The organism is Demequina zhanjiangensis (assembly GCF_030418315.1).
GTDB classification, from domain to species: Bacteria; Actinomycetota; Actinomycetes; order Actinomycetales; family Demequinaceae; genus Demequina; species Demequina zhanjiangensis.
Window position 1 is genome coordinate 301008 of the sequence record NZ_JAUHPV010000004.1, and the last position, 22257, is coordinate 323264.

Annotated in this window: 16 protein-coding genes; 5 read left to right on the forward strand and 11 right to left on the reverse strand. The window is 66.6% G+C overall.

Going from position 1 to position 22257, the window contains the following annotated elements; translation table 11 throughout:
- Positions 1-3: 3 nt before the first annotated feature.
- Entirely contained in the window at positions 4-1188 is a 1185-nt protein-coding gene (uxuA, locus tag QQX04_RS08615; protein ID WP_301128191.1) for a mannonate dehydratase, read from the forward strand.
- Positions 1189-1235: 47 nt separating this feature from the next.
- Here the strand turns inward: uxuA and QQX04_RS08620 are convergent, their stop codons facing one another.
- Positions 1236-1901, reverse strand: coding sequence for a TetR/AcrR family transcriptional regulator C-terminal domain-containing protein (locus QQX04_RS08620; RefSeq protein WP_301128193.1), 666 nt, complete (start codon positions 1899-1901; stop codon positions 1236-1238).
- 285 nt (positions 1902-2186) lie between these two features.
- Between QQX04_RS08620 and QQX04_RS08625 the strand changes: the two genes are divergently transcribed.
- Complete coding sequence (locus QQX04_RS08625; RefSeq protein ID WP_301128195.1) at positions 2187-2699, forward strand: hypothetical protein; 513 nt, start codon at positions 2187-2189, stop codon at positions 2697-2699.
- Between the two features lie 12 nt (positions 2700-2711).
- Here QQX04_RS08625 and QQX04_RS08630 read toward each other — a convergent pair whose 3' ends face one another.
- The 5 genes from QQX04_RS08630 to QQX04_RS08650 form a co-directional block, all read right to left on the reverse strand.
- Complete coding sequence (locus QQX04_RS08630; protein ID WP_301128197.1) at positions 2712-3998, reverse strand: ferric reductase-like transmembrane domain-containing protein; 1287 nt, start codon at positions 3996-3998, stop codon at positions 2712-2714.
- A gap of 245 nt (positions 3999-4243) precedes the next feature.
- Positions 4244-5272 carry a LacI family DNA-binding transcriptional regulator gene (locus QQX04_RS08635; RefSeq protein WP_301128199.1) on the reverse strand — a complete coding sequence of 343 codons (1029 nt, stop codon included), beginning with the start codon at positions 5270-5272 and terminating at the stop codon, positions 4244-4246.
- Positions 5273-5468: 196 nt separating this feature from the next.
- Complete coding sequence (locus QQX04_RS08640; protein WP_301128201.1) at positions 5469-6923, reverse strand: MFS transporter; 1455 nt, start codon at positions 6921-6923, stop codon at positions 5469-5471.
- Positions 6924-7126: 203 nt separating this feature from the next.
- A complete protein-coding gene (locus QQX04_RS08645) occupies positions 7127-7906 on the reverse strand; it encodes an SDR family NAD(P)-dependent oxidoreductase (protein ID WP_301128203.1) in 780 nt (259 codons plus the stop codon).
- Positions 7907-7959: 53 nt separating this feature from the next.
- On the reverse strand, positions 7960-8940 hold the full coding sequence (locus QQX04_RS08650; protein ID WP_301128205.1) for an SDR family NAD(P)-dependent oxidoreductase: 981 nt from the start codon (positions 8938-8940) through the stop codon (positions 7960-7962).
- A gap of 504 nt (positions 8941-9444) precedes the next feature.
- On the opposite strand from QQX04_RS08650, the gene QQX04_RS08655 reads away from it, so the two are divergent.
- Entirely contained in the window at positions 9445-10809 is a 1365-nt protein-coding gene (locus QQX04_RS08655) for an MFS transporter (protein WP_301128207.1), read from the forward strand.
- Positions 10809-12182 carry a family 43 glycosylhydrolase gene (locus tag QQX04_RS08660; RefSeq protein WP_301128209.1) on the forward strand — a complete coding sequence of 458 codons (1374 nt, stop codon included), beginning with the start codon at positions 10809-10811 and terminating at the stop codon, positions 12180-12182. Before QQX04_RS08655 ends, QQX04_RS08660 begins: the two co-directional genes overlap by 1 nt.
- 72 nt (positions 12183-12254) lie before the next feature.
- Here the strand turns inward: QQX04_RS08660 and QQX04_RS08665 are convergent, their stop codons facing one another.
- The 5 genes from QQX04_RS08665 to QQX04_RS08685 form a co-directional block, all read right to left on the reverse strand.
- Positions 12255-13244: an alpha/beta hydrolase gene (locus QQX04_RS08665; protein WP_301128211.1), complete on the reverse strand. Its 990-nt coding sequence runs from the start codon at positions 13242-13244 to the stop codon at positions 12255-12257.
- A gap of 279 nt (positions 13245-13523) precedes the next feature.
- Entirely contained in the window at positions 13524-14183 is a 660-nt protein-coding gene (locus QQX04_RS08670) for a response regulator transcription factor (RefSeq protein WP_301128212.1), read from the reverse strand.
- On the reverse strand, positions 14180-15424 hold the full coding sequence (locus QQX04_RS08675; RefSeq protein WP_301128214.1) for a sensor histidine kinase: 1245 nt from the start codon (positions 15422-15424) through the stop codon (positions 14180-14182). Before QQX04_RS08675 ends, QQX04_RS08670 begins: the two co-directional genes overlap by 4 nt.
- Positions 15425-15438: 14 nt before the next feature.
- Positions 15439-17607 (reverse strand): MMPL family transporter, encoded by a 2169-nt coding sequence (locus QQX04_RS08680; protein WP_301128216.1) that lies wholly within the window; start codon positions 17605-17607, stop codon positions 15439-15441.
- A gap of 117 nt (positions 17608-17724) precedes the next feature.
- On the reverse strand, positions 17725-20223 hold the full coding sequence (locus QQX04_RS08685; protein ID WP_301128218.1) for an alpha-L-rhamnosidase: 2499 nt from the start codon (positions 20221-20223) through the stop codon (positions 17725-17727).
- A 342-nt stretch (positions 20224-20565) separates the two neighbouring features.
- On the opposite strand from QQX04_RS08685, the gene QQX04_RS08690 reads away from it, so the two are divergent.
- Positions 20566-22140: an ABC transporter substrate-binding protein gene (locus tag QQX04_RS08690; RefSeq protein ID WP_301128220.1), complete on the forward strand. Its 1575-nt coding sequence runs from the start codon at positions 20566-20568 to the stop codon at positions 22138-22140.
- The last annotated feature ends 117 nt before the right edge of the window (positions 22141-22257 follow it).

Genomic DNA, 22257 nt, shown 5'->3' on the forward strand with positions numbered 1-22257 from the left:
CCCATGGAGAAGACCTGGCGCTGGTATGGGCCCGAGGACTCCGTCACTCTCACCGACGTTCGTCAGACCGATGCGACGGGCGTCGTCACGGCGCTGCATCACCTCCCGAACGGTGTGGTCTGGCCCGTCGATGAGATCCGCAAGCGTCAGCAGGAGTGCGAGGACAACGGCCTCTACTGGTCGATCGTCGAGTCGGTCCCTGTGCACGAGGACATTCGCCGCGGCCTGCCAGCTCGCGACGGATGGATCGACAAGTACTGCCAGACGATCCGCAACCTCGCCGAGTGCGGTGTCGACATGATCTGCTACAACTTCATGCCCGCTCTGGACTGGACGCGCACCGATCTCGACTGGCCGCTCGCGAATGGTGGCACAGCGCTGCGATACGACGCGGACGCGGTCGCGGCCTTCGACATGTGGATCCTCAATCGCCCGGGCGCAGAGGACGACTTCACGGACGCACGCAAGGCGTCGGCCCGCGCGTGGCTCGACGCGGCGACGCCCGACGAGGTCGACAAGGTCACCACAACGCTGCTGGCCGGTCTGCCCGGATCCGAGGAGTCCTACACGGTTGAAGAGTTCAGGGAGGCGCTCGCGGCCTACGACGGGCTGACTCACGAGTCGATGCGCGGCAACCTGAAGTACTTCCTCGAGCGGATCATTCCCGTGGCCGAGGAGGTCGGTGTGCGCATGGCGATCCACCCGGACGACCCGCCGTTCGACCTGTTCGGCATCCCCCGCGTCGTGTCGACCATGGAAGACGCGCAGTGGCTGCTCGACGCAGTCCCCAGCCCCGCAAACGGGCTCACGCTCTGCGTCGGCTCCTACGGGGTCCGTGGCGACAACGACGTGGTCGAGATGGCGCGTAGGTTCGCCGACCGCATCTACTTCTCTCACCTGCGTTCTACGCGACGCGAAGAGGATCCCGAGAGCTTCCACGAAGCCGTTCACATCGATGGTGACATCGACATCGTGGGCGTTGTGCGGGAACTCGTCCGCGAGGAGCGCCGCCGCGGCGAGGAGGGCCCGCGCATCTCTATCCGTTCCGACCACGGGCACCGCCTTCTCGATGACCTCACGCGAAAGTCGGCCCCTGGGTATCCGTTGATCGGGAGGATGAAGGGGCTCGCAGAGGTGCGTGGCGTGGAGCTGGCGGTCAACCGGGGGCTCGACGGCGACCTGGTGTGATCGCAGGGTCGGCTCGCTGCCGCGGATGGGAGCGAGCCGGCAACACGTCAGCCGTCGAGATCCTGATGCTGGCGCGTAGCTGCAAGTCCACGCAGCAGCATGTCGAGACCGAAGGCGAACTCATCGTGCAAAGGCCGTGGCAGGTACTCGGCGACTGAGGCCAGCCGGGGGCCGGCGGCCCTGGTCGCGGCGAGCGCACCGCTCGCTCCGCTGGAGTCCCGTTCCTCGCGCTCCGCTGGCGACTGCATCGCGAATCCCACGCAGTAGTGCGCGAGTGAGGCCATCGCTCGGGCGCAGGTCTCGGGCGGGAAGCCCGCGCCCATGAGGGCATCGAGGAGACGCTCTCGCAGTGCCATGCCGTTCGGCCCCATCGGGATGGAGCCGACGAGCAGGCCCGCAGCGGCTCCGTGTCTGGACAGTGCCTCGAAGAACGAGGTTGCGAGGGCTCGGCACGCGTCGTCCCATGCGATGTCCGAGTACGTCTCCTCGCGCAGATCCACCTCGCCGATCATGCGGTCGATGACCAGATCCACCAGCGCCGCCCGTCCCGAGACATGGCGGTACAGCGTCGAGGTGCTCGATGAGAGCACGCGGGCCACCTCCCGCAAAGACAACGCGTCCGGGCCTCCTTCGTCGAGGATCTGCAATGCCGCGTCCAGAATGCGGTCGGTCGGAATCGGGGGCCTGCCGGGTCCTTGTCGCTTGGCGGTCACGTCTCTCCCATTTCTCCTCGTTGAGAGGTATCCCCGACGCTACTCGGGCGTTGATGCTGGTGATGCGCATCGAACGCGCTGATCTTGTCGTTGTTCGAGCGCGGCAGGCGTGTCCGTCAGCGCCCACGGCGCCCCGCATCGTCGAGCGCTGTCGGTGTGGCGCGGTCAGGGGTGTCGCCCATACGTATGGGGGGCGTTCGGGCGCGCGCCGTCGCGCGTACGTGGGACGCTGGACCCGAACCCAGTCCGGTCATCACGCCAAGATCTGGAAGTGAAGGAGGTCTCGTGTCGAGGGGGCACCGAAGCGGCAGGGCCACGAGCCGACAGCAGGCCGAGTCCATCAAAGAGGCGATCTACCTCACGTTCACGATGCTCGCCGTCGCCATCGCCCTGATCTCGCACGGCGAGGTCGAGCCGGTAGATGCGCTTTGGACCTTGGGGGTGACCGCGCTGGCGATGGCGGTCGCCGTGCTCGCCGCCGATGTGCTGGCGCACCTGGTCGTGCACGACGTGCTGATGGACCGGGCGGAGTTCTCGCACGCGACTCGCGCCTCCATCGGCGCTCTCGTCACATTCGTCGGGCCGGCGATCATCCTGGGGCTCGGGGTGATCGAGGTCCTTCCGCCTGAGGCGTCGCTTTGGGGAGTCGTCCTCGCGCTGTCCGTCACTCTCGTGGCGACGGCGGGGCTCGCGGTTCGAGGCACCAGGTTGCGTTGGTGGCAACGTGTGGTCGCGGTAGCGACCATCGCGTCGCTTGCCATGGGTGTGGTGATGCTCGAGTTGCTTGCTCACGGCTGACCGGTGGGGTGGTCAGGTCGCTGGCTGGCGGGTGCGGCTCAGGCGCAAGAGTATGCGCCAGGGTGAGAGTCGGGGCCCGCGCCAGTCGAAGACCTCCCGGTGCACGAGGGCGGAAGGGACGTCTGCCCTGCGAAGTCGGCGCGCGATGAGTGTGGTGAGGCCGTTGGGGCCACAGAGGAACCACTCCGCCCCGGCGGGTGCACGACTGATCAGCGAGTCGACGGCGCGTGCGTCCAGCCGGGCCCCATCCGACGAGAACGCCGTCGTCAGCCGCAGCCAGGGCAGGTCGTTGGATGCGCTCTCGATATCGGACCAGCAGGGACAGTCCTCCTCGTTCCTGGCGACGACGATGAACTCGACCGGGGCATTGCGGTCGTAACCGCTACTCGAACGCTCCGACGCGTCGGTCGAGCGCATAGCCGACACGAACGGCGTCACTCCGGCTCCCGCGCCGATCCACACCTGCGGGTTGTCGGCATCGCCGCGTCGATCGAGCGGGGTGAAATCTCCGAATGGCCCTTGGACGCGCACCTGGGCGCCGATCTCGAGGCCTTCCTGGACCTCCGAGCTCCAATCGCCGAGAGCTCGGATCGCAAACGAGAGATCCGTGGCGCCCGCACGGTTCGTGAGCGTGAACGGATGCGTCTCGCGTCTTCCCCCGACCGTGGCGGTAAGAAATGCGAACTGCCCCGCCCGCGACGACGGGATGCCGAGCCGTCCGCGCGGCGCAAGCGTGACCTCGACTTCGCGCGGCCCGCGAACTCGTTCAGCGACCTCGTACCGCGCTCCGCCTGTCACCTTGTCAACGATCCGCAGGGCGATCGCGGAGAGGCCCGCACCCGCGAAGACGATGACAGTCATGCTGAAGCCGAGCGTCGGCTGCAGTGCATCTGCGGCAAGGAGGGCGTGTGCGGTGAGCAGCGAGAAGGCGACCATCGTGACCACGTGGATCGGCTTCCAGCGGTGGTACGGGATCCTGACCGTGACGGCAAGCACGACCGAGAGCCCGAGCAGGACAGCGCCAACGACCCCGAGCGGCCTGAAGGCCAGGTCTGTGGCCAGATCAATGATCCTTGACCCCTGCGGATCGTTCCTCAGCAAGAGGTGCAGGCCAAGGCCAGCCAACGTGCCGATGCCGAGGAGTCTGTGTGCGCGGTACAGGCGATCGAGCGGCCCGAACCAGGTCTCCAGGAACTCGCGGCGAGTCGCGAACACCACCGCGATTGCCATGAACGCGTAGCTCAGCGTTCCGGCGAGCAGGCCGCACCCGGCGGTCCAGCCGTGGGCCGGCACCTCCATGGCGAGGGTGGTCCATGTGAGTGCGCCAAGCGCGAGGGCGACGACGGTGACGCCTCGACGCGGCCGCCCGGCGCGCGCCTTTGGAAACCGTGTCTCAGGTGTGGGCGCAGGCTGAAGGTGCGCGGGCATCGTTGCTCCAGGGGTGACTGGATCCACGGCGTCGGCAGTGCCGAACGCCTCAATTACAGATACAGCGTATCCGTTTTCACGGCCTGCCCTGGTACCGCGATGCGACGCGGGCGCCGTCAGCCTCTCGGCGCACCGGTTGACTCGCGAACCACGAGACTTGTCGTCAGGTCTGTTCCCGCAGAGCGCTCTTTGCTGTCGATCGCCGCGAGCAGACGTCGCACCGCTTCGGCCCCCGCGCCCGAGAGCTCCGTGCTGACGGTGGTGAGCGGCGGTGAAGTGAAGTCTGCTCCGAAGATGTCGTCGAACCCGATGATGCTCAGCCTGCCGGGCACCTCGAGCCCGTCCTGCTTGGCGGCATCGAGAAGCCCGATCGCCATGAGGTCGTTGTAGGCGATGACAGCGGTGGCTCCCGAAGCGATCACGCGCTTCATCGCGTCCCTGCCGGCCTCGCGTGTCGGCGCGTTCGGGCCGATCTCTACGACGGACATGCCATGAGCGACAGCCTGCTCGAAGATCTCGTCCCATCGCCGGCGGCTCATCCACGCGTTCGCGGGGCCTCCGAGGTAGGCCACGGACTTGTGGCCAAGATCAGCGAGATGTGCCACGGCGGCCGCGATGCCGGGTGCCACGTCCGGGACGACCGACTCGAGCTCTTCGAGGCTGCGGTTGACGACCACGACGGGCTTGCGCTGGGCGAGCGAACGGACCTGCTCATCATCGAGACGCGACCCGACCAGGACCAGGCCGTCGACCGCGGGCACGATCGTCTGAGAGATCCCAGACTCCATCTCGGATGAGTCCTGACTCTCGGCCAGGACGAGCGTGTAGCCCGCGGCGGCGGCGGTCTGCTCGGCAGCGCGCAGGAGGGTGAAGTAGACCGGATTGGTGAGATCGGACAGGATCAGAGCGAGCGTCCGTGTCTTTCCCGTCGGAAGCGCTCGAGCCATGGGATTGCCCTGGTAGCCGAGCTCTGCAGCTGCGGCGCGGATCCGGGCTTCTGTGTGGACGTTGATGCGTCCGGGCTTGTTGAGCGCTCTTGACACGGTGGACGCGTCGACACCTGCGGCTTGGGCGATGTCGTAGATGGTGGGCTGGTGCTTCCGGGTCCCACGGGTGGTGGGGGAGGCGGCGGCGTCTTTGTCCACGCGGTAACTCTCCTCGTCAGTGCGTCTTGGAGCATCTTTCCACGGATGTCCCGACGCGAGGGGTAACAGTTGCCGCCGCGAAGGCTGCTGACGGCGGTTCCTTGATTCTCAGATTGGATCGTGCAGAGAGAGCGGCGGGGCTCCAGCATGCTCGCGAGCGTGCCGGAACCCCGCCAGGAACGGTGGAGCCGCCTCTCTAGTGCTTGTGAGGAGGCGCGATCGCCTCGCCGGGCTCCGTTGTCGCCGCCGCGAGCGGCAGCAGCTCCGGATCGGCGGTGCTCGTTGAAGCGGCCTCGGCGCGGCGTGCCTCGAGATCGGACTCGACCGTTGGCAGGATCTTCAGCTCGAAGCGGAGGTAGAACGCCATCAGGATGATGATGCCGATGAAGACTGCGGCGGGGATTCCAGCGAACAGCACCGTGATCGCCTGCTCGGCGCCCGCCGTCTGGACCTCAGCGGTACCGTCGTAGCCCGACGCGGTCAGGACCTGACCGACGAACAGTCCTGCGAGGCCGATGCCGACACGACCCATGACTCCGGTCACGGCCCCCATCGTGCTCTCGAGGCGGCGCTTTCCCTTCCACTCGTTGAACGAGCAGACGTCCAGGATCATCACGCCACCCAGGTAGGAGAGCGGAAGCGACGCGAACCCGATGAGGATCGCGCCGGCCATCAGCATGGGGATGCTGCCGTCCGCGAAGTAGTACATGGCCGTGCCGCCCAGGCCGATCGTGCATCCCGTGATGATGATCTGCGAGATGGCGAAGCGCTTCATGAGCTTGGGGAAGAACAGGATCAGGGGCAGGATCAGGACGGCTGCTCCCGACACGACGCCCTGCATGCCCAGGTTTCCGACGATGTAGCGGAAGTAGTAGGCGATCATGTTGGCGCCGTTGATCGAGCTGTTGAGGAGGAAGAGTCCTGCGATGAGCCAGATCCACTTGCCCGCGCGGAGAGTGGCGAGCAGATCCTTGAGCGTGACGGGCGGTGCATCCGCGTCGCTGCTGCGGTACTCCTCCTTCACGAAGATGAAGCGGGTCATGCCGAGGATGGCGAGAGGGAGTGCGACCGCGAACATCACGATCGACCAGCGGCCGGGGTCCTTGTCCGCCCAGTTCAAGCCGATCGGAAGCGCGACGGTCATGATGATGCCCATGATCGTCGTGAAGATCCCAGCGCGCGTGTAGACCTTGGCGTAGACCCGACGGTTCGCGAACGCGCGAGCCATGTACAGGGTGTCGTTGGAACGCAGCAGCGTGTCGAAGAGCACGTTGATCGCGAGGAAGGTGACGAACACCCACGCGGTGCGTCCGGTCTGGCTCAGGCCCGCGGGCGTCGAGAACAGCGCCCACGTGGCGATCCATACGCCGATGACGGCGAACTCGTAGGGCCGCGCCTTGCCCCAGCGGGTCTCGGGGCTTCGGTCGACGATCCACGAGGCGATGAGGCCGCCGCCCACGTTCGCGAGGCTGCTGACGAGAATCATGGTGCCGACCATCGCGGCGGAGATGCCGAGCGTGTCGGTGGCGTAGATGCCCATGTACCCCAGCACGATGAAGTTCGCTGCCGCGGACATGCCCGCGCCGGCCCAGCCGAGCAGCTTGCGCGCCGGCAGGTAGTCCGGGTCGTCCTTCTTGGTACGGCTCTTCACGGCCCACTCCTTTGTAGGGAACTGCACTCTCAAGTCTGGTCCCGATCACGGTCGTCGTGAACGGAATGACGGGAATCTAGCATCTTGTTGCGGCTTTTGACAAGCGGTTGCCAAAACCGCAGGCGTTGCGCGATTCGGCCCCCTGGTCCAGACCCGAGGGGGGTCGGGCCAGGGGGCCTCGAGGCAACTGCGTCGTGCCTGGATCAGGCGTTGATCAGCGCGCCGCCATCGGCGTGGATGTTCTGACCTGTGATCCAGCGGCTGTCATCCGAGGCGAGGAAGACGGTCACCGGAGCCACGTCCTCGTACGGGCTGCCGGCGCGGCGGAACGGGTTGTTGATGAAGGCCGCCTGCACGTGTGCGCGCGCCTCCTCGCTCAGTGAGGTGAGGCCACCGGACGCGTTCTCCGTCATGCCGTTCGGGCACAGAGTGTTCACGCGGATGTTGTACTGGCCCCATTCGCGTGCGACCACACGGGACAGCCCGCGCACGGCCTCCTTGGCGGCGGCGTACGGGGCGTAGAGCGAGTCGCCCATGACTGCGGCTTCCGACGCGAAGTTCACGATCGATGCGCCAGCCCCCTCGCGGTCGCGCATGTGCGGGAAGCACAGCTTCATGAGGTGCCAGTAGGCATAGACCGAGCTCTTCATCTCGACGTCGAGATCCTCGATGGTCTTGTCGAGGAACGGCTTCGGGATGGTGATGGTGTGGGCGTTGTTCACGAGCACGTCGATGCGCCCGAACCTCTCTGCGGTGGCATCGACGAATGCGACGAGGCTGTCGTAGTCCATGATGTCCACGCTCATGGCGAGCACCTCCGCGCCTGCCTCCTCGCAGATGCGCTTGGTCTCATTGAGCTTGTCCATGTTGCGAGCGCAGATCGCGAGGTTGGCGCCCTCCTCTGCCATTCTGATCGCCTGCTGCTTGCCGAGCCCGGTCGAGCAGCCTGTGATGAGGACGACCTTGCCGTCGATCTTTCCCATGTGTGTGTTCCTTACCTCGAAGTGTGGTGTTCAGGTCGGGGACTTGGTGCAGGTCAGCCCTGCTCTGCGCGAATCGCGTGCTCGGCGATCGCGATGTCCTTGAGCAGTTCGCCCGGGATGCGCTCCTGGAGGTCGCCCATGGACCAGATCTCGTCCTCGGTCCGGATGGACCGGATGACCTCAGGCGTGTTCCACAGGCCGATCTCTCCGTCTGCTGCCAGCTTGAAGAGGTGCCCGGAGATGCCCGCGGCGTGCTCGGAGCTCAGGTAGGCGAGGAACGGGACCATGCCCTCTGCGGTGCGCTTCATGGCCTCGGGGGCTCCCGCCTCGATCGCCTCGGCCGGCACGCCCTGCAAGCGGTAGGCCGCTGCGGCGTTGTACCAGGCGCGAGTCTTGGCCAGTGGTGTGTAGGCGTTCACGGTGATGCCCGTGCCCGCAAGATCGCCCGCGGTGGCGCGCGTGAGTGCGACGAGGCCCGCATTCGCCGCGCCGTACGCGGCGTACCCCGTGAGGCCCTGGAACGCATCCGAGGACGAGTTGAGGATGCGGCCGTAGCCCTGCTCCTTCATGTGAGGGAGGGCGTGGTGCATGAGGTTGAATGCGCCCTTGAGCTTGGAGACGACGGAGATGTCCCAGAGCTCTTCGTCCATGTCCATGATGTTCCCGACCCAGTTGGACGAGGCGTTGTTGACGATGATGTCGACGCGCCCGAAGCTCTCGATCGCGGTCTCGACGATCCGGCCGGCGTTGCCGAAATCGCCCACGTCACCGAAGAAGGGGACGGCGGAGCCGCCACGCGCGGTGATGAGGTCCGCGGTGGTCTTCGCGTCGCCGGAGACCTTCGTCAACTCCGTGAGCTCCGCCTCCGTGAAGGGGATGTCGGTCTTCTCGAACGCATTGAGCGACGAGCCGGGCTTGCGATTGTTGGTGATCACGCTCGCGCCCTCGGCGGCGAGGCATAGGGCGATGTCGCGGCCGATACCCTGTCCCGAACCGGTGACGACGGCTACCCGTCCTTCAAGCGTTCCTGACATTACTGCTCCTTCTCTCGTCGCGGAGCCTCTGGCTGCCCCGCCTCGGTCATCCGTCCCGGCTGGCACGCGTGCTGCGCGCGGCGGGGATGCCCCGCTGCCGGAGTTCGATCACTCGTCATCATTGGTGATGGCAAGCGGTTGCACAATTGGGGCCCCCTGATGTCTGTCGACCACACCTGCGGCGTCTTCGCCGGGAGCGGCGCGGTCGGCCATCGCCCAAGCAAGCGTTGATCCCCGTGATGCCCGTTGCGACGTGGGCTTTACCGCCGCCTCGGCCGCCTCGGGGTCGTGCCTGTAGCACCACTGAAGCACGATCCGGCGAAAATGGCAACCGATTGCGAACATGGTGAGGAGAACGTCTCAGCGGTGCTGATGTCGACGTTCGCACGGTCTGACGATTCAATAGTGCAACATATTACGAGATTCGTGCTAGCGTAGCGGCAAGCGGTTGCGCCGGTAGCTTCAGCCTGTGCACGCTCTCGCTATCGCGTTGAGGAGTGCCTGATGGATCAGAGCCAAGGTTCGCCGAGTAGAGGCACCCCCGTCTCAACGGAAACAGCAGTCTCGGACCCGCGCGCCGGGAGTCCTGGCCAGTCCCATGAGACTCCACCGATTCCGCGGCGCGCGATCGCGCTCATCGGAGCGGCCACCTTCGGCGCGAGTCTCGCGGGCGTGGTCCCCATGGTGTTCTCGCTCGCGGTGAGGCTCGGCGAGATCGCGCCTGGCGACGAGCACCTCTACGGCTATGTCATCGGTGCCGGGCAGCTGGTCGCCTTGGTCAGCGCACCGCTCACTGGCGTCCTGAGTGATCGGAGCCGCTCGAGGTGGGGGCGCCGGCGCCCCTTCACGCTCCTCGGGCTCGTCATGGGCTTGGTGGCGCTACCTGTGCTTGCCGCCGCGCCCAACGTCGCTGCGCTGACCATCGGGTGGATGCTCACGACGTTCGGTTGGGGCACTGCGGGCGGATCCGTGGGGAATCTCCTGGCTGATCGTCTGCCACGTCACCAGCGCGGCACCGTCTCCGCGGTCGCCAACGTGTCCGGCCAGGTCGCCCCGGTGGTCGGAGTGACGCTTGCTGGCCGTTTCGCGACGGATTCGTGGCTGCTCTTCCTGGTCCCCGGCCTCGTCGGCGGAGCCTTGATCGCGATCTTCCTGGTGTGCATTCGCGAGGAGCCCGCGCCCGCCGATGGGCCCCGTGGGCCGTTGTCGTGGGGAGCGCTCGCGCGCAGCTATCTATTCGATCCGCGGCGCTATCCGTCATTCGCGTGGGCGTGGCTCGGACGCGCGCTCTTCTTCTTCGGGCTGTCGCTCACATCGAGCTTCACGACCTACTTCTACGCGCAGCGCCTCGACGTCTCCGTCGTGGAGGTCGCACCCACCCTCGCAATGCTCTCGGCTGTCGGGATCGTCGCTGCGACCCTCGGGTCCACCGTCGCGGGCTGGGCCTCCGATCGCAAGGGCGCGCGCCACGTCTGGACCTCACTCGGCGGCGGTGCCTTTGCCGCTGGTGCCCTGGTCAGTGCCTCTGCCCAGGACCTGCGCACGCTCGTTGGCGGCGCAGTGGTGTCAGCGATCGGGCTCGCCGTCTTCGGGACCGTGGGCGGCGCCCTCACGATGGACATCCTTCCCGAGCGAGCGACGCAGGCGGGCAGGTACCTCGGAATCAACGCGTTCTCGCAGAAGGTTCCTGCCGCGATCGCTCCGCTCATCGCGCCCTCGCTCCTGCTGCTCGCTGGACGCGATGCCGACTACGGCGTCTTGTATATCGCGGGCGCCGCGTTCGCTGTGCTCGGCGCCGTGATCATCGCGCTGAAGGCGAGGGCGGCTCCACCCGTCATCCCACACATCGACCAGGAGGTACCACAGTGATGGATCTCGGCGGGGCGCCGCGAGCGACTGGCCGCAATCCGGTGCTCCCGTTGCAGCACCACGTTCCCGACCCCGAGGCCAGGGTCATGCCGGATGGGCGGCTCTACGTCTACGGAAGCTACGACCTGGCGGAGCGCGAGTACTGCTCCGACCGCTATCACGTGGCCTCCACTGCGGACCTTTGCGAGTGGACCGTCCACGATGTCGCCTTCCGTGCCGAGGACGCCGCATGGGCGGGACCCTCGCGCCCCATGGGACGCTCGTTCCTCGACGGAGCGGAGTCCTTCGATGACCTTCCCGAGCACGTGCGTTCCTCGCTCCCGGAGGGCACCGAGCAGATGCCGTTTGAGGAGTTCGCGTCCGCTGTGCGAGCGGCTGCAGCAGAGAGGCTGCCCAAGCAGACGCTGTTGTACGCGCCCGACGCGATTGAGCGCGACGGCAGGTACTTCCTCTACATGTGCCTCTCCGACGGAACCGAGGGGGTCGCCGTGTCCGATAGCCCCGAGGGGCCCTTTGCAGACGCGGTTCAACTTCCGGTCACAGGTATCGATCCGTCTGTGTTCATCGACGATGACGGCGCCGCCTATTACTACTGGGGCCAGTTCGAGTCCTCGGGGGCACGGCTCGGTCCGGACATGATGACGCTCGATCAGGCCAGCGTGGTCGACGGTCTCCTGACCGAGGGCGAGCATCACTTCCACGAGGGCTCGTCGATGCGCAAGCGCGGAGACCTCTACTACCTCGTGTACGCCGAAATCTCGAGGGGGAAGCCGACCTCGCTCGGGTATGCGACCTCCTATTCGCCCCTCGGGCCGTTCACCTATCGTGGCGTGATCGTCGACAACGCGGACTGCGACCCTGAGTCCTGGAACAACCATGGATCGATCGCCGAGGTGGGCGGCCAGTGGTACGTCTTCTACCACCGCGCCTCCCGGGGTGTGTCAAGCATGCGCAGGCTCTGTATCGAGCCGATCGAGTTCTCTCCGGATGGATCGATACCCGAGGTTCCGATGACGTCGCAGGGCGCCGGAGAGCCATTCGCGGCGGGGGAGGAGATCCCCGCCTTCACGGCTTGCGGCCTCAGCGGCCACGTACGGATCGCCCCCGACGGGCACGGGTCTGAAGCGCTCACCGAGATCGCCCCGGGGGACACCGCAGTGTTTCGATACGTCGACGGTGCGCGCGCCGCGCGTGTGTCGGTCCAGGGCACGGGCGTGGGGAGCGTCGAGGTCCGCACCTCGGCAGGGTCCGCGGCAGTAGTCGAGGTAGGCGGTGGGGCCGTAGAGGTCGATCTCCCGGAATCGTTCGAGGAGATCGTCCTGGTGTTCCACGAGGCTCAGAAGCTCACCGTACATTCTCTTCGATTCGACTAGCCCCCCAACGCGATCACAGGGGGCGGAGGCTTGCGTCCCGCGCGAGCTCCACCCCCTGTGGCCGAGCTGCCGCTACTGCTGCAGGAATGCGATCGCCTCGCCGATCCAGCCCTCCGCCTCGGTGCCCAGCCCGACGCCGAACCCATGCCCGCCTGTCGCGACACGCAGGTACTCGTGTGGCACTCCCGCGCTCGCGAGCTGGTCCACGTAGGCGTCGGTCTGAGCGATGTCGAGCAGCGGGTCGTCCTCGGCGTAGACGATGAAGGTCGGCGGGGTCCACACCGTGGGATCGTCGGCGACTCCGACGTACGGGTAGACACCGATCACTGCCGAGGGTGCAGCGAAGCCGTTGGCAACCGCGCCCATCGCGTCGTCGGACGCCCAACCCAAGGCAAGCGTGCCGCCCGCGGAGCTGCCCCACACCGAATGGTCGTCGAGGTTCGCGCCATACGAGGGATCGGTGGACAGGAGGGCCATGAGGGCGAGCAGGTCCTCCTGCGCGCGCTCGATGCGCACATCCTGGGAGTCTTCGGGGTCTCCCTCCTCGATGCCGGTGCGGTACCTCAGCACTGCAACGGCATAGCCGGCGTCGTGCAGCTCCGCGGCGTAGGGGAGGCCTTCGACCGAGACGGCGACGCTCAGGAAGGCGCCCCCGGGCAACACGACGGCGAGCGGCGCTCCGGGCTCCGAAGGGAAGTAGAAGAAGCCGGACTCCTCCTTGTAGGGGTCAGCCGCTACTTCATCCTCGGAGTACAGAGGAGTGAAGACGTCGAGGCCAGCGTTCGTCATGTCGATCGCGAAGTTGGCGCCGTCGGCGATCGACTGCGCTGACGGGGATACCGAGTCGACGGCCATCGGGCCGGTGATGCTCGCGAGGAAGCCCGTGGAGAAGAGCTCCATGCTGTCCTGATACTCGGCGAACGCAGGGTGGTTCGCGAGGTGCTCGATCGAGCTGTCGGCGGAGACATGGGTGTAGTCGCCCGCCTCATCCACATACTCGCCGCCACTCCCCAGTTGGGTGGCGTAGTAGATGCCCGTGCCGACGATGGGGAGCGCGACCACCCCGAGCGCAACCCATGGCCAGCGCCGACGCTTTCGCGAAGGTGGTGCGTCGGGCGAAACGGTAGCCGTCGCCGCGTTCATTCAGATCTCCTTTGTTCTGAAGCCCGCCTGCCCGGATAGTCGCAGTGAAGTACGAGAATGGCAAGCGGTTGCAGTCTCGACTATAGCGAGATTCGCGCACCACGCGGTGGGAATGAAGTGCCATGGCGAGCGCCTGTGCCAATCGATTGCTATTGCACGCGGGTGCCTCGACTCTCCGGCCGGTGGCCAGGCTTGAGCTCAGCGGACGATCCCAGCCTCATACGCGAACGCGACCAACTGTGCCCGATCTCTCGCCTGTACCTTCAGCATCGCTCTGTTCACGTGGGTCTTGACCGTTGCCGGGCTGATGAACAGTCGTGCGCCGATCTCGTCGTTGGACAGTCCTCGGGCGACCATCGCCGTCACTTCTCGCTCGCGCTCCGTCAGGTCGTCCATGCCCGGAATCGTTCGCAGCGTGCGGTCAATCTCGCCTGCCGCGACGCGAGCGATCAGTGTTCGGGTCGCGGCTGGTGAGAGCGGCTGATCGCCGCGCGCTACCGCTCGGATGGCGTCGAGCAGCTCGGCGGGCTGAGCGCCCTTGCCCAAGAACCCGCTCGCTCCGGCCTGCAGGGCGGCGAGCACCAGTTCTTCCGTCTCGAACGTCGTCAGTACGAGGACGGCTGTGTGGTGGAGGTCAGGGTCGCTCTTGATCGCCTCCGTCGCGGCGACGCCCCCCATCTCGGGCATCTCAAGGTCCATCACCACGACGTCGGGATGCGTCTCGCGGCAGAGCGAGACCGCTTGCCAGCCAGTCTCGGCCTCGCCCGCGACCGTCATGTCGTCGACCGCCTCCACAAGGAGGCGGTAGGTGGTCCGTAGCAGCGCATGGTCATCGGCGAAGAGCACGGAGAGCGTCATAGCTCGACCTTTCTGGTGGGGGCGATAGGTAGCGTGGCCTCGACGGAGAAGCTGTTCTCCACCCGTCCTGCCGCCAGGGTCCCTTTGAGGGCTCGTACGCGTTCCTCCATTCCGAGAAGGCCCTGCCGGCTTCCGGTCGTCGGCGAGCCCTCCTCGCGCGAGAGCCGGTTCGCCACATGGACGCGGACCTCGTCGGGATGCCACCGGATGCTTACGCGCACGGGCGCACCGGGCGCGTGCTTGGAGGCATTCGTCAGGCACTCCTGGATGATGCGATAGCCCGTCGCGTCGACGAGGGAGGGCACCTCTGCCGGCCGAGTGCCTTCGACCGAGCAGTCGATCCTGGCGCCGATTCCGCGGTGGGTATCGACGAGGCTGTCGAGCATCGCGAGGCTAGGGGTGGGCGGAGTGGTGGGGTCGTCATGAGGCGCAGAGGTTGCGTCTCCGTACCGCAGCAGTCCCACTGTGGAGCGGACGTCCGCCAATGCCTCTGACGAGTGGTGCGAAATCTGCTGAAGTGCCTTCGCGGCCCGCTGCGGATCCAGTTCGAGCAGGTACTCCGCGACCGACGCCTGTGCGTTCACGAGCGTGAGGTTGTGGGCGAGCGTGTCGTGCAGTTCGCGAGCGATCCGGAGGCGCTCGGCGATCGCCGCGCGATGCTCGAGGTCTGCTCGCTCACGGAGGTTGGCACGGCGCTTCTCCGCGCGGGTCATGGCGATGCTGCCGGGCACAGCCGCGAACAGGATCATGTTGCAGAAGAGGATCGCCTCGCCGGCGTACTCCGGCGTCGCAACGATCGCCGTTGCCCCTCCGACCGCGATCGCCGCAGTGCCGGCGAGTGTCCACGTCACCATGTGCTGCGCGCGGTATGCGAGCGCCGCGGTCGTCATGATCGTCGCGATCGGGGCCGGGCCGAACTTCGATGCATACAGGGGTTCACCGGCTTGGGTGAGCGACAGTGCAGTGATGACGATGTAGGTCAGGTCGATGGCGGCGCTTGCGAGGACCGATGCCTTGGGAACGCGGGTGCGGGTAGCGACCGTCACGCACGAGGCCATGACGATCCACGCGAGAGGGGGCAGCGGAGTCTCGTTCACCACACGGGTGTAGCCTGCCGCCGCGATCAGCGCGCCGAAGGTGAGCGCCGTGACGATGTGCTCCGTCCGGGTCGGCGAGCCGACCCGGACGGAGCCTCGATCTGCGACGCGTGAGAGGTGTTGGAGCAAGGCTCTCGGCGTCATCGTTCGTCCTCCTCCTAGCGCGTGGCGCCTGCGTTGGTGGTGTGGTGGGGGGCGGACTCGAACTCGATCTCGGCGGGCGCCTCAAGCGAGACATTCGGCGTGATCCTCTCCGCCCAACTGGGGTACGCCCAGGTGCGACGCCCGATCGCTGCGAGCAATGCCGGGACGAGAACGAGCCGCACGAGGAAGGCGTCGAAGAGGACTGCCACGGCCAGCCCCACACCCATCGCCGCGACGATGCGGTCGCCGGAGAAGGCGAAGGAGACGAATACGCTCGCCATGATCAACGCGGCGATGGCGATCACGGTCGCGGACTCCCGGCCTCCCACACGGATCGCCCGCTGATGCTCACCGAAGCGCTCGCGCTCCTCGTGCATCCGCGAGACGAGGAAGACCTGGTAGTCCATCGCGAGTCCGAATACCAGGCCCGCGACCAGCACCGGGATCAGATAGATGATCGGTGCGCCTGCACCGAGGCCGAACAGCTCGATGCCCCAGCCGTACTGGAAGATCGCCACTGCGGCACCGATGCCGACCGCGATGCTGATGAGGTTGGTGACGACGCCGGTCAGCGGGACGACGAGGCTGCGGAAGCCGACCGCAAGGAGCAGGAAGCCCAGTGAGGAGATCACGAGCAGATAGAGCGGAAGGTTGCCCAGCAGCGTCGACGCGATGTCCATGTTGATCGCGGTGGCGCCGCTCACATAGACGTGCATCGCCGTGCCCTTCGACTCACGGGGCGCAAGCTCAGTGCGTATCGCCGTGACGATCGCTTCGGTGTCCTCGGCCTGGGCGGTGGTGCTGGGCGTCACGTAGGCGGCGGAGACCCCTTCGGGTGCCGCCGCAGGCGTGACCATGACCACTCCGTCGAGCGCTGCGGTGTCAGCCACCAGCTCGGTGAAGGCTCCTTCAGATGCGGAGTCCGGAGTCTCGGCAACGATGATGATCGTCGCGTTGAAGCCGTCGCCGAACGCGGCGGAGACCAACTCGAAGTACTCGCGGTTCTCCGTGCCAGCGGCGTCGGCCGAAGCGTCTGCGCGCCCGATGTGGATCTGGGCCAGCGGGCCGGCGATTGCACCGGCCACCAGGAGGACCGCGACGATGGAGACCACGGGGCGGCGGAGCACCCGTGAGAACCAGGCGTTCCAGCGTCGACGTGCAGGCGGCGCGATAGAGCCGCGGATCCGCAGTTCCTCGCGCTGAGTCCTGGAGAGCGCCTTGGTTCCGAGCATCGCGAGCAGCGAAGGGAGCAGGGTGAGTGCCGTGCCGACTGTGAAGAGCACCGTGACTGCGGCACAGATCGCCATCGACGTGAGGATCGGTAGCCCGAGGATGAACATGCCTACGAGAGCGAGCATCACGGTGGCGCCTGCGAAGATCACAGCTCTACCGGAGCTGGAGAGCGCCTCGGCGAGCGAATCGACCACGGTCTTGCCAGACATCAGTGCAGAACGATGACGATGCACGATGAACAGCGAGTAGTCGATGCCGACGCCCAGCCCGATGAGCGCACCCATCGTGATCGCATCGTCGGGGATGTCGAGAACGTGCGAGGCAAGCATGACTGCGAGGAGCGACGACGCCACGCCGACGACGCCGGTCGCCAGTGGGAGGAGCGCCGCCCGCTTTGCGCGGAACAAGGCGAACAAGAGGAGCAGTGCGACAAGCATGCCGAGTGACTCCGCGACGCCGTCGACGCTCGGGATGAGTTCGAGGGCCGGGCCTCCGATCTCGATTTGGAGCGTGTCCGTCTCGTAGCCACTGACGATCTGGGCGACGTCGTCTCTCGAGAGGTCACTTGTCGCCACGACGGTGGCGTAGGCGGTGTTCTCATCCGGGCTGACCGCGCCTGCGACTGCCTGATCGTAGGGTGATACGACGGTAGTGACACCGGTGAGCGACGAGACCTGCTCGAGCATGCGTGACATCGATGCGACGAGTGAGCTGTCGGTGATGTCGGTGTCTGTCGACTTCCACACGATGGTGCCCGAAGTGGCGTCGCTGGCGGTGCCGCCGTTCAGGACTGCGAGCGCCTGGGTGGCCTCGGACTCTGGCACTTCAGAGGTGTCCGAGAACGCCGTGCCGGCCACGAGAAGCCAGCCGGCGAGCGCGATGAGGGCGGTGATCCACGCGGTGACGACTCCACGTCGGTGCACCGCGACGAAGCGTGCGAGTGATGACATGTACGGGCTTTCCTTCCCTTGATGAGGAGACCTCACCAAGGTAGGAAGGCCGCTGCTGCGCAGTCGTCTCCGTCACGGCGCGATACGTGTACTCCATCTGCGGTACTCGGAAGGCGGCTATGCGCCCACCCGCCACTTGTCGAGCGCACGCTCGACGGCGGCTTCCGTGTCGGGGCCGGTGTTCGGGATGTTCCGGATCAGCCAGCGCACTGAGCGAGAGGAGAGCTGATCGCCGGGGACGGGCTCGGACAGGTGAGACGCGAGGAACGGCATCTGGTCGACCAGCGCCTGGAAGACGGCGTCCCATGCTCCCGGGGCTCTTACCAGGTCGATCGTCGGGCTGTCGAGATCGACGTCAGGGATCTCGGGTACGGGCAAGGCGTAGGTCCAAGAGTGATCACCCGAGCCAACCTCGACGGTCGAGTCCTCAGGGTGGCTCGGAAGGACGATGAGGGCCTCTGCGCCGTCGGGGATCTGAGCGCTGACCATCACTTCGCCCTCTTCGATCCGCCAGGTCACTCTGACGGGTCCGTACGGTGTGTCCAGGCTGACGTCCGACGAGGTCAGATTGCCGCCAAGGTGCGGCGCGATCCGCATCCGCCGGTAGCCGGGCTCGACTGCCGTCAGTCCGCCGATCACTCGGTGCATCCAATCGGCGACCGCGCCGAAGGCGTAGTGGTTGAGGGACGTCATCGCCGCGGGGTGGAGAGTGCCGTCAGCGCGCACGGAGTCCCAGCGTTCCCAGATGGTGGTGGCGCCGTGGAGCACGGGGAAGAGGAAGGAAGGGTTCTCGGTCTGAAGCAGCACGCGGAAGGCGACGTCGGTGTGGCCCGTTGACGACAGCGCGTCGAGGAGGAACGGCGTGCCGACGAAGCCTGTCGAGATCCGGTACCCAGACTCCGCCACACGAGTAGCAAGGTAGTCGCCGGCGTGAGCCAGCTGCTCTCCGTCAAGGAGACCGGAAGTGATGGCGAGCGCGTACGAGGTGGGCGACTGGTCGACGATCCGGCCCCGGGGGCTCACGTACTCCTCAAGGAAGGCCGAGCGGAGCCGCGTAGCAAGGTTGGTGAAGTGCGCGGCATCGGCCTCGTGGCCCAGCGCCTCGGCTGTGCTGATCGCTTGCTGGAGATCCTTGTAGAAGTACGCGCTCGCCACGAGGTACGGGTCGGCCTTCGCCTTGTCGGGACGGTCTCCCGGGGCGTCCGGGTCGAGCCAGTCGCCGAACTGGTAGCCCGAGGACCACAGGCCGCGTTCGTCGAGTTCGGCTTCGACCTGAGCGATGAACGCCGTCATCGACGGGTAGGCCGCTTCCAGGATCGCCAGGTCGCCGTACGCGAGGTACATGGCGTACGGGACGCCGATCACCGCGTCGCTCCAGAACGCGGCGGGGGCGCACGGGACGCCCTTGGTGTCCGGCACGAACCACGGGACCGAGCCGAGCTCGCGCTGCTCGACGGCGACATCCGCGAGCCACGAGGAGAGCACCCCGCGCACGTCGTACAGGAACGATGCGGTGGGTGCGAACGCGTTGATGTCGCCGGTCCAGCCGAGGCGCTCGTCGCGCTGGGGGCAATCGGTAGGGAGCCCGACGAAGTTGTCGCGCATGCTCCACACGGCGTTGGCGTGGAGCTGGTTGAGGTTCGGGTCGGATGTGGTCATGTGGCCGATGCGACGCATGTCGGAGTGGACGACCACGGCCTCGATGTCGTCGGCCTCGATCTCTCCGGGCCAGCCGACGATCTCGCAGTAGCGGAAACCGTGGAAGGTGAAGGTCGGCTCCCAGGTCTCCCTGCCGGAGCCGGCGAGGATGACCGTGTCGATGGCCTTGGCACTTCTGAGATTCGTCGTCTCCAGATCGCCCTCAGGTGTCAGCAGCTCACCGTGCCGAATGGTGAGCTTGGTTCCCTCGGGGCCTCGAACGTGCAACCGCACCCACCCAGAGATGTTCTGCCCGAAGTCGACGAGTGCTGCTCCCTGAGCAGTCGACGTGAGGGACACGGGCGTCAGCGTCTCGATTCGCCTGATCGGCTCCGCCGTCATCGGAGCGAAGGAGGCCGCCGGCCATTCAAGGGTCGCGACGGGTGACCAGCCGCTTGCATCGAACCCCGGCTCGTTCCAGCCGTGCGGGTGCTTGCGGGCGTCGTAGTGCTCCCCGTCGTAGAGGTCGTCCGCGAGGAAGGCTCCGGTTGCGGAGACGAAGCCCTCGTCGGTAGAGAGCGTCTGGCGCGTGCCGTCGGGGTGTTCGAGGACCAGCTCCATGAACAAAGCAGGCTGCTCGACGTAGAACGACCGCCGGCCGTCCCAGCCGAGCCGTCCCGCTGCCCAGCCGTGGCCCACGATCGCTCCGATCACGTTCTCGCCGACGTGAAGCGCTTCGGTCACGTCGTACTCGCTGACGAGTACACGATGTCTGTAGGAGGTCCATCCAGGGGCCAGTACCTGATCCCCGATCCGGTCGCCGTTCACGTAGGGGTCCACGATGCCCAGGGCACTTGCGCGAAGAGTTGCGCGGGCCGGCAGCGACGCAAGCTCGAAGCTCCGGCGCATGTAGGGCGCGGAGCCTTCGGTCGAATGCATGGACTTGGCGAGGGCCACCTGGCCGGGAGACGTCGTCACGCTGGGGTTCCTCTCTTGCGCGCTTCTGCGGCGGTGCGGAAGCGCGGTGGGCGTGTGTCCGCAGTCGCTCTTGAGCGTCGCGGGCGTGGTTCTGAGTCGACGCCATTACATCTCTCCAACGCAAAAAAGTCAATTGATTGCGAGTTTCATGGAAGCCGATTGCCGTTCGCAAGGGATGCGTAGAGACGGGCTGAAATCTCGACAATCTTGCGACTTTGGCAAGCGGTTGTCACATTCGCGAATCCGTGATTGACTCTCGTCTGCCGAGGCGATCCGCACCTGCACAGGCGCTGGTGAACATGTGGATCTCGGCCGGCTTGCCACATAACAAAGGAGTTACTCATGCGGAGCCAGTCCAATACGCGGCGAGGTGCGACACGCGCTGCCGCCCTCGTGGTGGGCGCGCTCGTCGCGCTGACCGCCTGCTCGACCTCGGGCGACACCGATGCATCGGAGTCCGCGTCGGCGTCGCCGACGGTCGACGCACCCACCACTGTGACTCTGTCACTCGAGCGTCAGCCCGCGACCTTCGACCCGATCAACCTGTCCGAGGGCACCGACATGTTCATCTGGTCGGCCATCTACGACACGCTTCTCTATGTCGGCGAGGACGGCTCGATCGAGCCTCGTGCTGCCGAGTCCTGGGAGTACTCCGACGACGGCCTCGTCCTTACCCTCAAGCTGCGCGACGACCTGACCTTCTCGGATGGCACGCCGGCCACTGCGGCGGACTACAAGGCGACCGCCGAGTACGTCATGAGTACGCCGGGTGCGGGCCAGGGCCAGTTCGTCAACTGGGAGAGCGTCGACGCTCCCGACGACACCACGATCGTCATCACGCTGAAGCAGGTGGACCCCACGGTGCTTCGCTCCCTCGCAGCTCGAGTCGGGATCATCGCGAAGCCTGACCTCATGACGGAGGAGTCTTACGGGCTCGACCCCATCGGATCCGGCCCGTACGTGCTTGACACTGAGGCGACCACGACGGGTTCGGTCTACGTGCTCAACAAGCGCGAGGACCACTGGAGTGTCGACAACTGGCCCTTTGACACTGTGACGTTCCGCGTGATCCAGGACACCACGGCTATCGAGAACGCGCTTCGCGCAGGGGAGCTCGACTTCGCGCCGATCCAGACGTCCTCTCGCGGGGCGGTCGAGGGCCTCGGCCTGACTGTCACAGAGTTCACAGCACAGGCCTCCACGTTCATCAAGATCTTCGATCGCGCGGGCACGATGGTCCCAGCCCTCGCCGACGTCCGTGTGCGCCAGGCGCTGAACATGGCGTTCGATCGTCAGGCCTTCGTTGACGGTCTCCTCGGCGGCGTCGGGCAGGCGACCGAGCAGATGTTCTACCCCACGACGGGAGCGTTCGACGAGTCGCTCAACGACACCTACGCCTACGACGTCGAGGGTGCGAAGGCGCTGCTCGCCGAGGCTGGATACGCCGACGGTTTCGCTGTCACCATGCCCAGCCTGGTGTACACCGCGCAGATGGAGCCCAACGTCACGCAGGCGCTCGCAGACATCGGCGTCACGGTCGACTGGGTCGCGGTGCCCGCGCAGGACACCGTGCAGGCTGTCGTCTCGGGTCAGTATCCGATGACGATCTGGTTCGACGGACAGACCATCGCCGCGAAGTCCGCTGAGGGTCACTACACCACTTCCGGCTTCCTCAACCCGATGCAGTACGAGGAGCCAGAGGTCACCGCACTGCTGACTGACGCGCTGTCGGAGCTCGACCCCGACGCGGCCGATGCGAAGTTCCGCGAGCTGAACGAGCTCGTCGTGGACGAGGCTTGGGACATCCCCCTGTACTTCACCGGTCAGCTCTGGGCGGCTCAGGACGGCTACGAGTACGTCGGCACCGAGGCGGAGATCAACTCCACTCTCGACCGGTTCGGCGTCACCGTCGGCTGAGACCCTGCCCATCACCGGGCCGGGGGGGGGGGGGGGCGGGCCCCCCCCCCCCCCCCCCCCCCCCCCCCCCCCCCCCCCCCCCCCCCCCCCCCCCCCCCCCCCCCCCCCCCCCCCCCC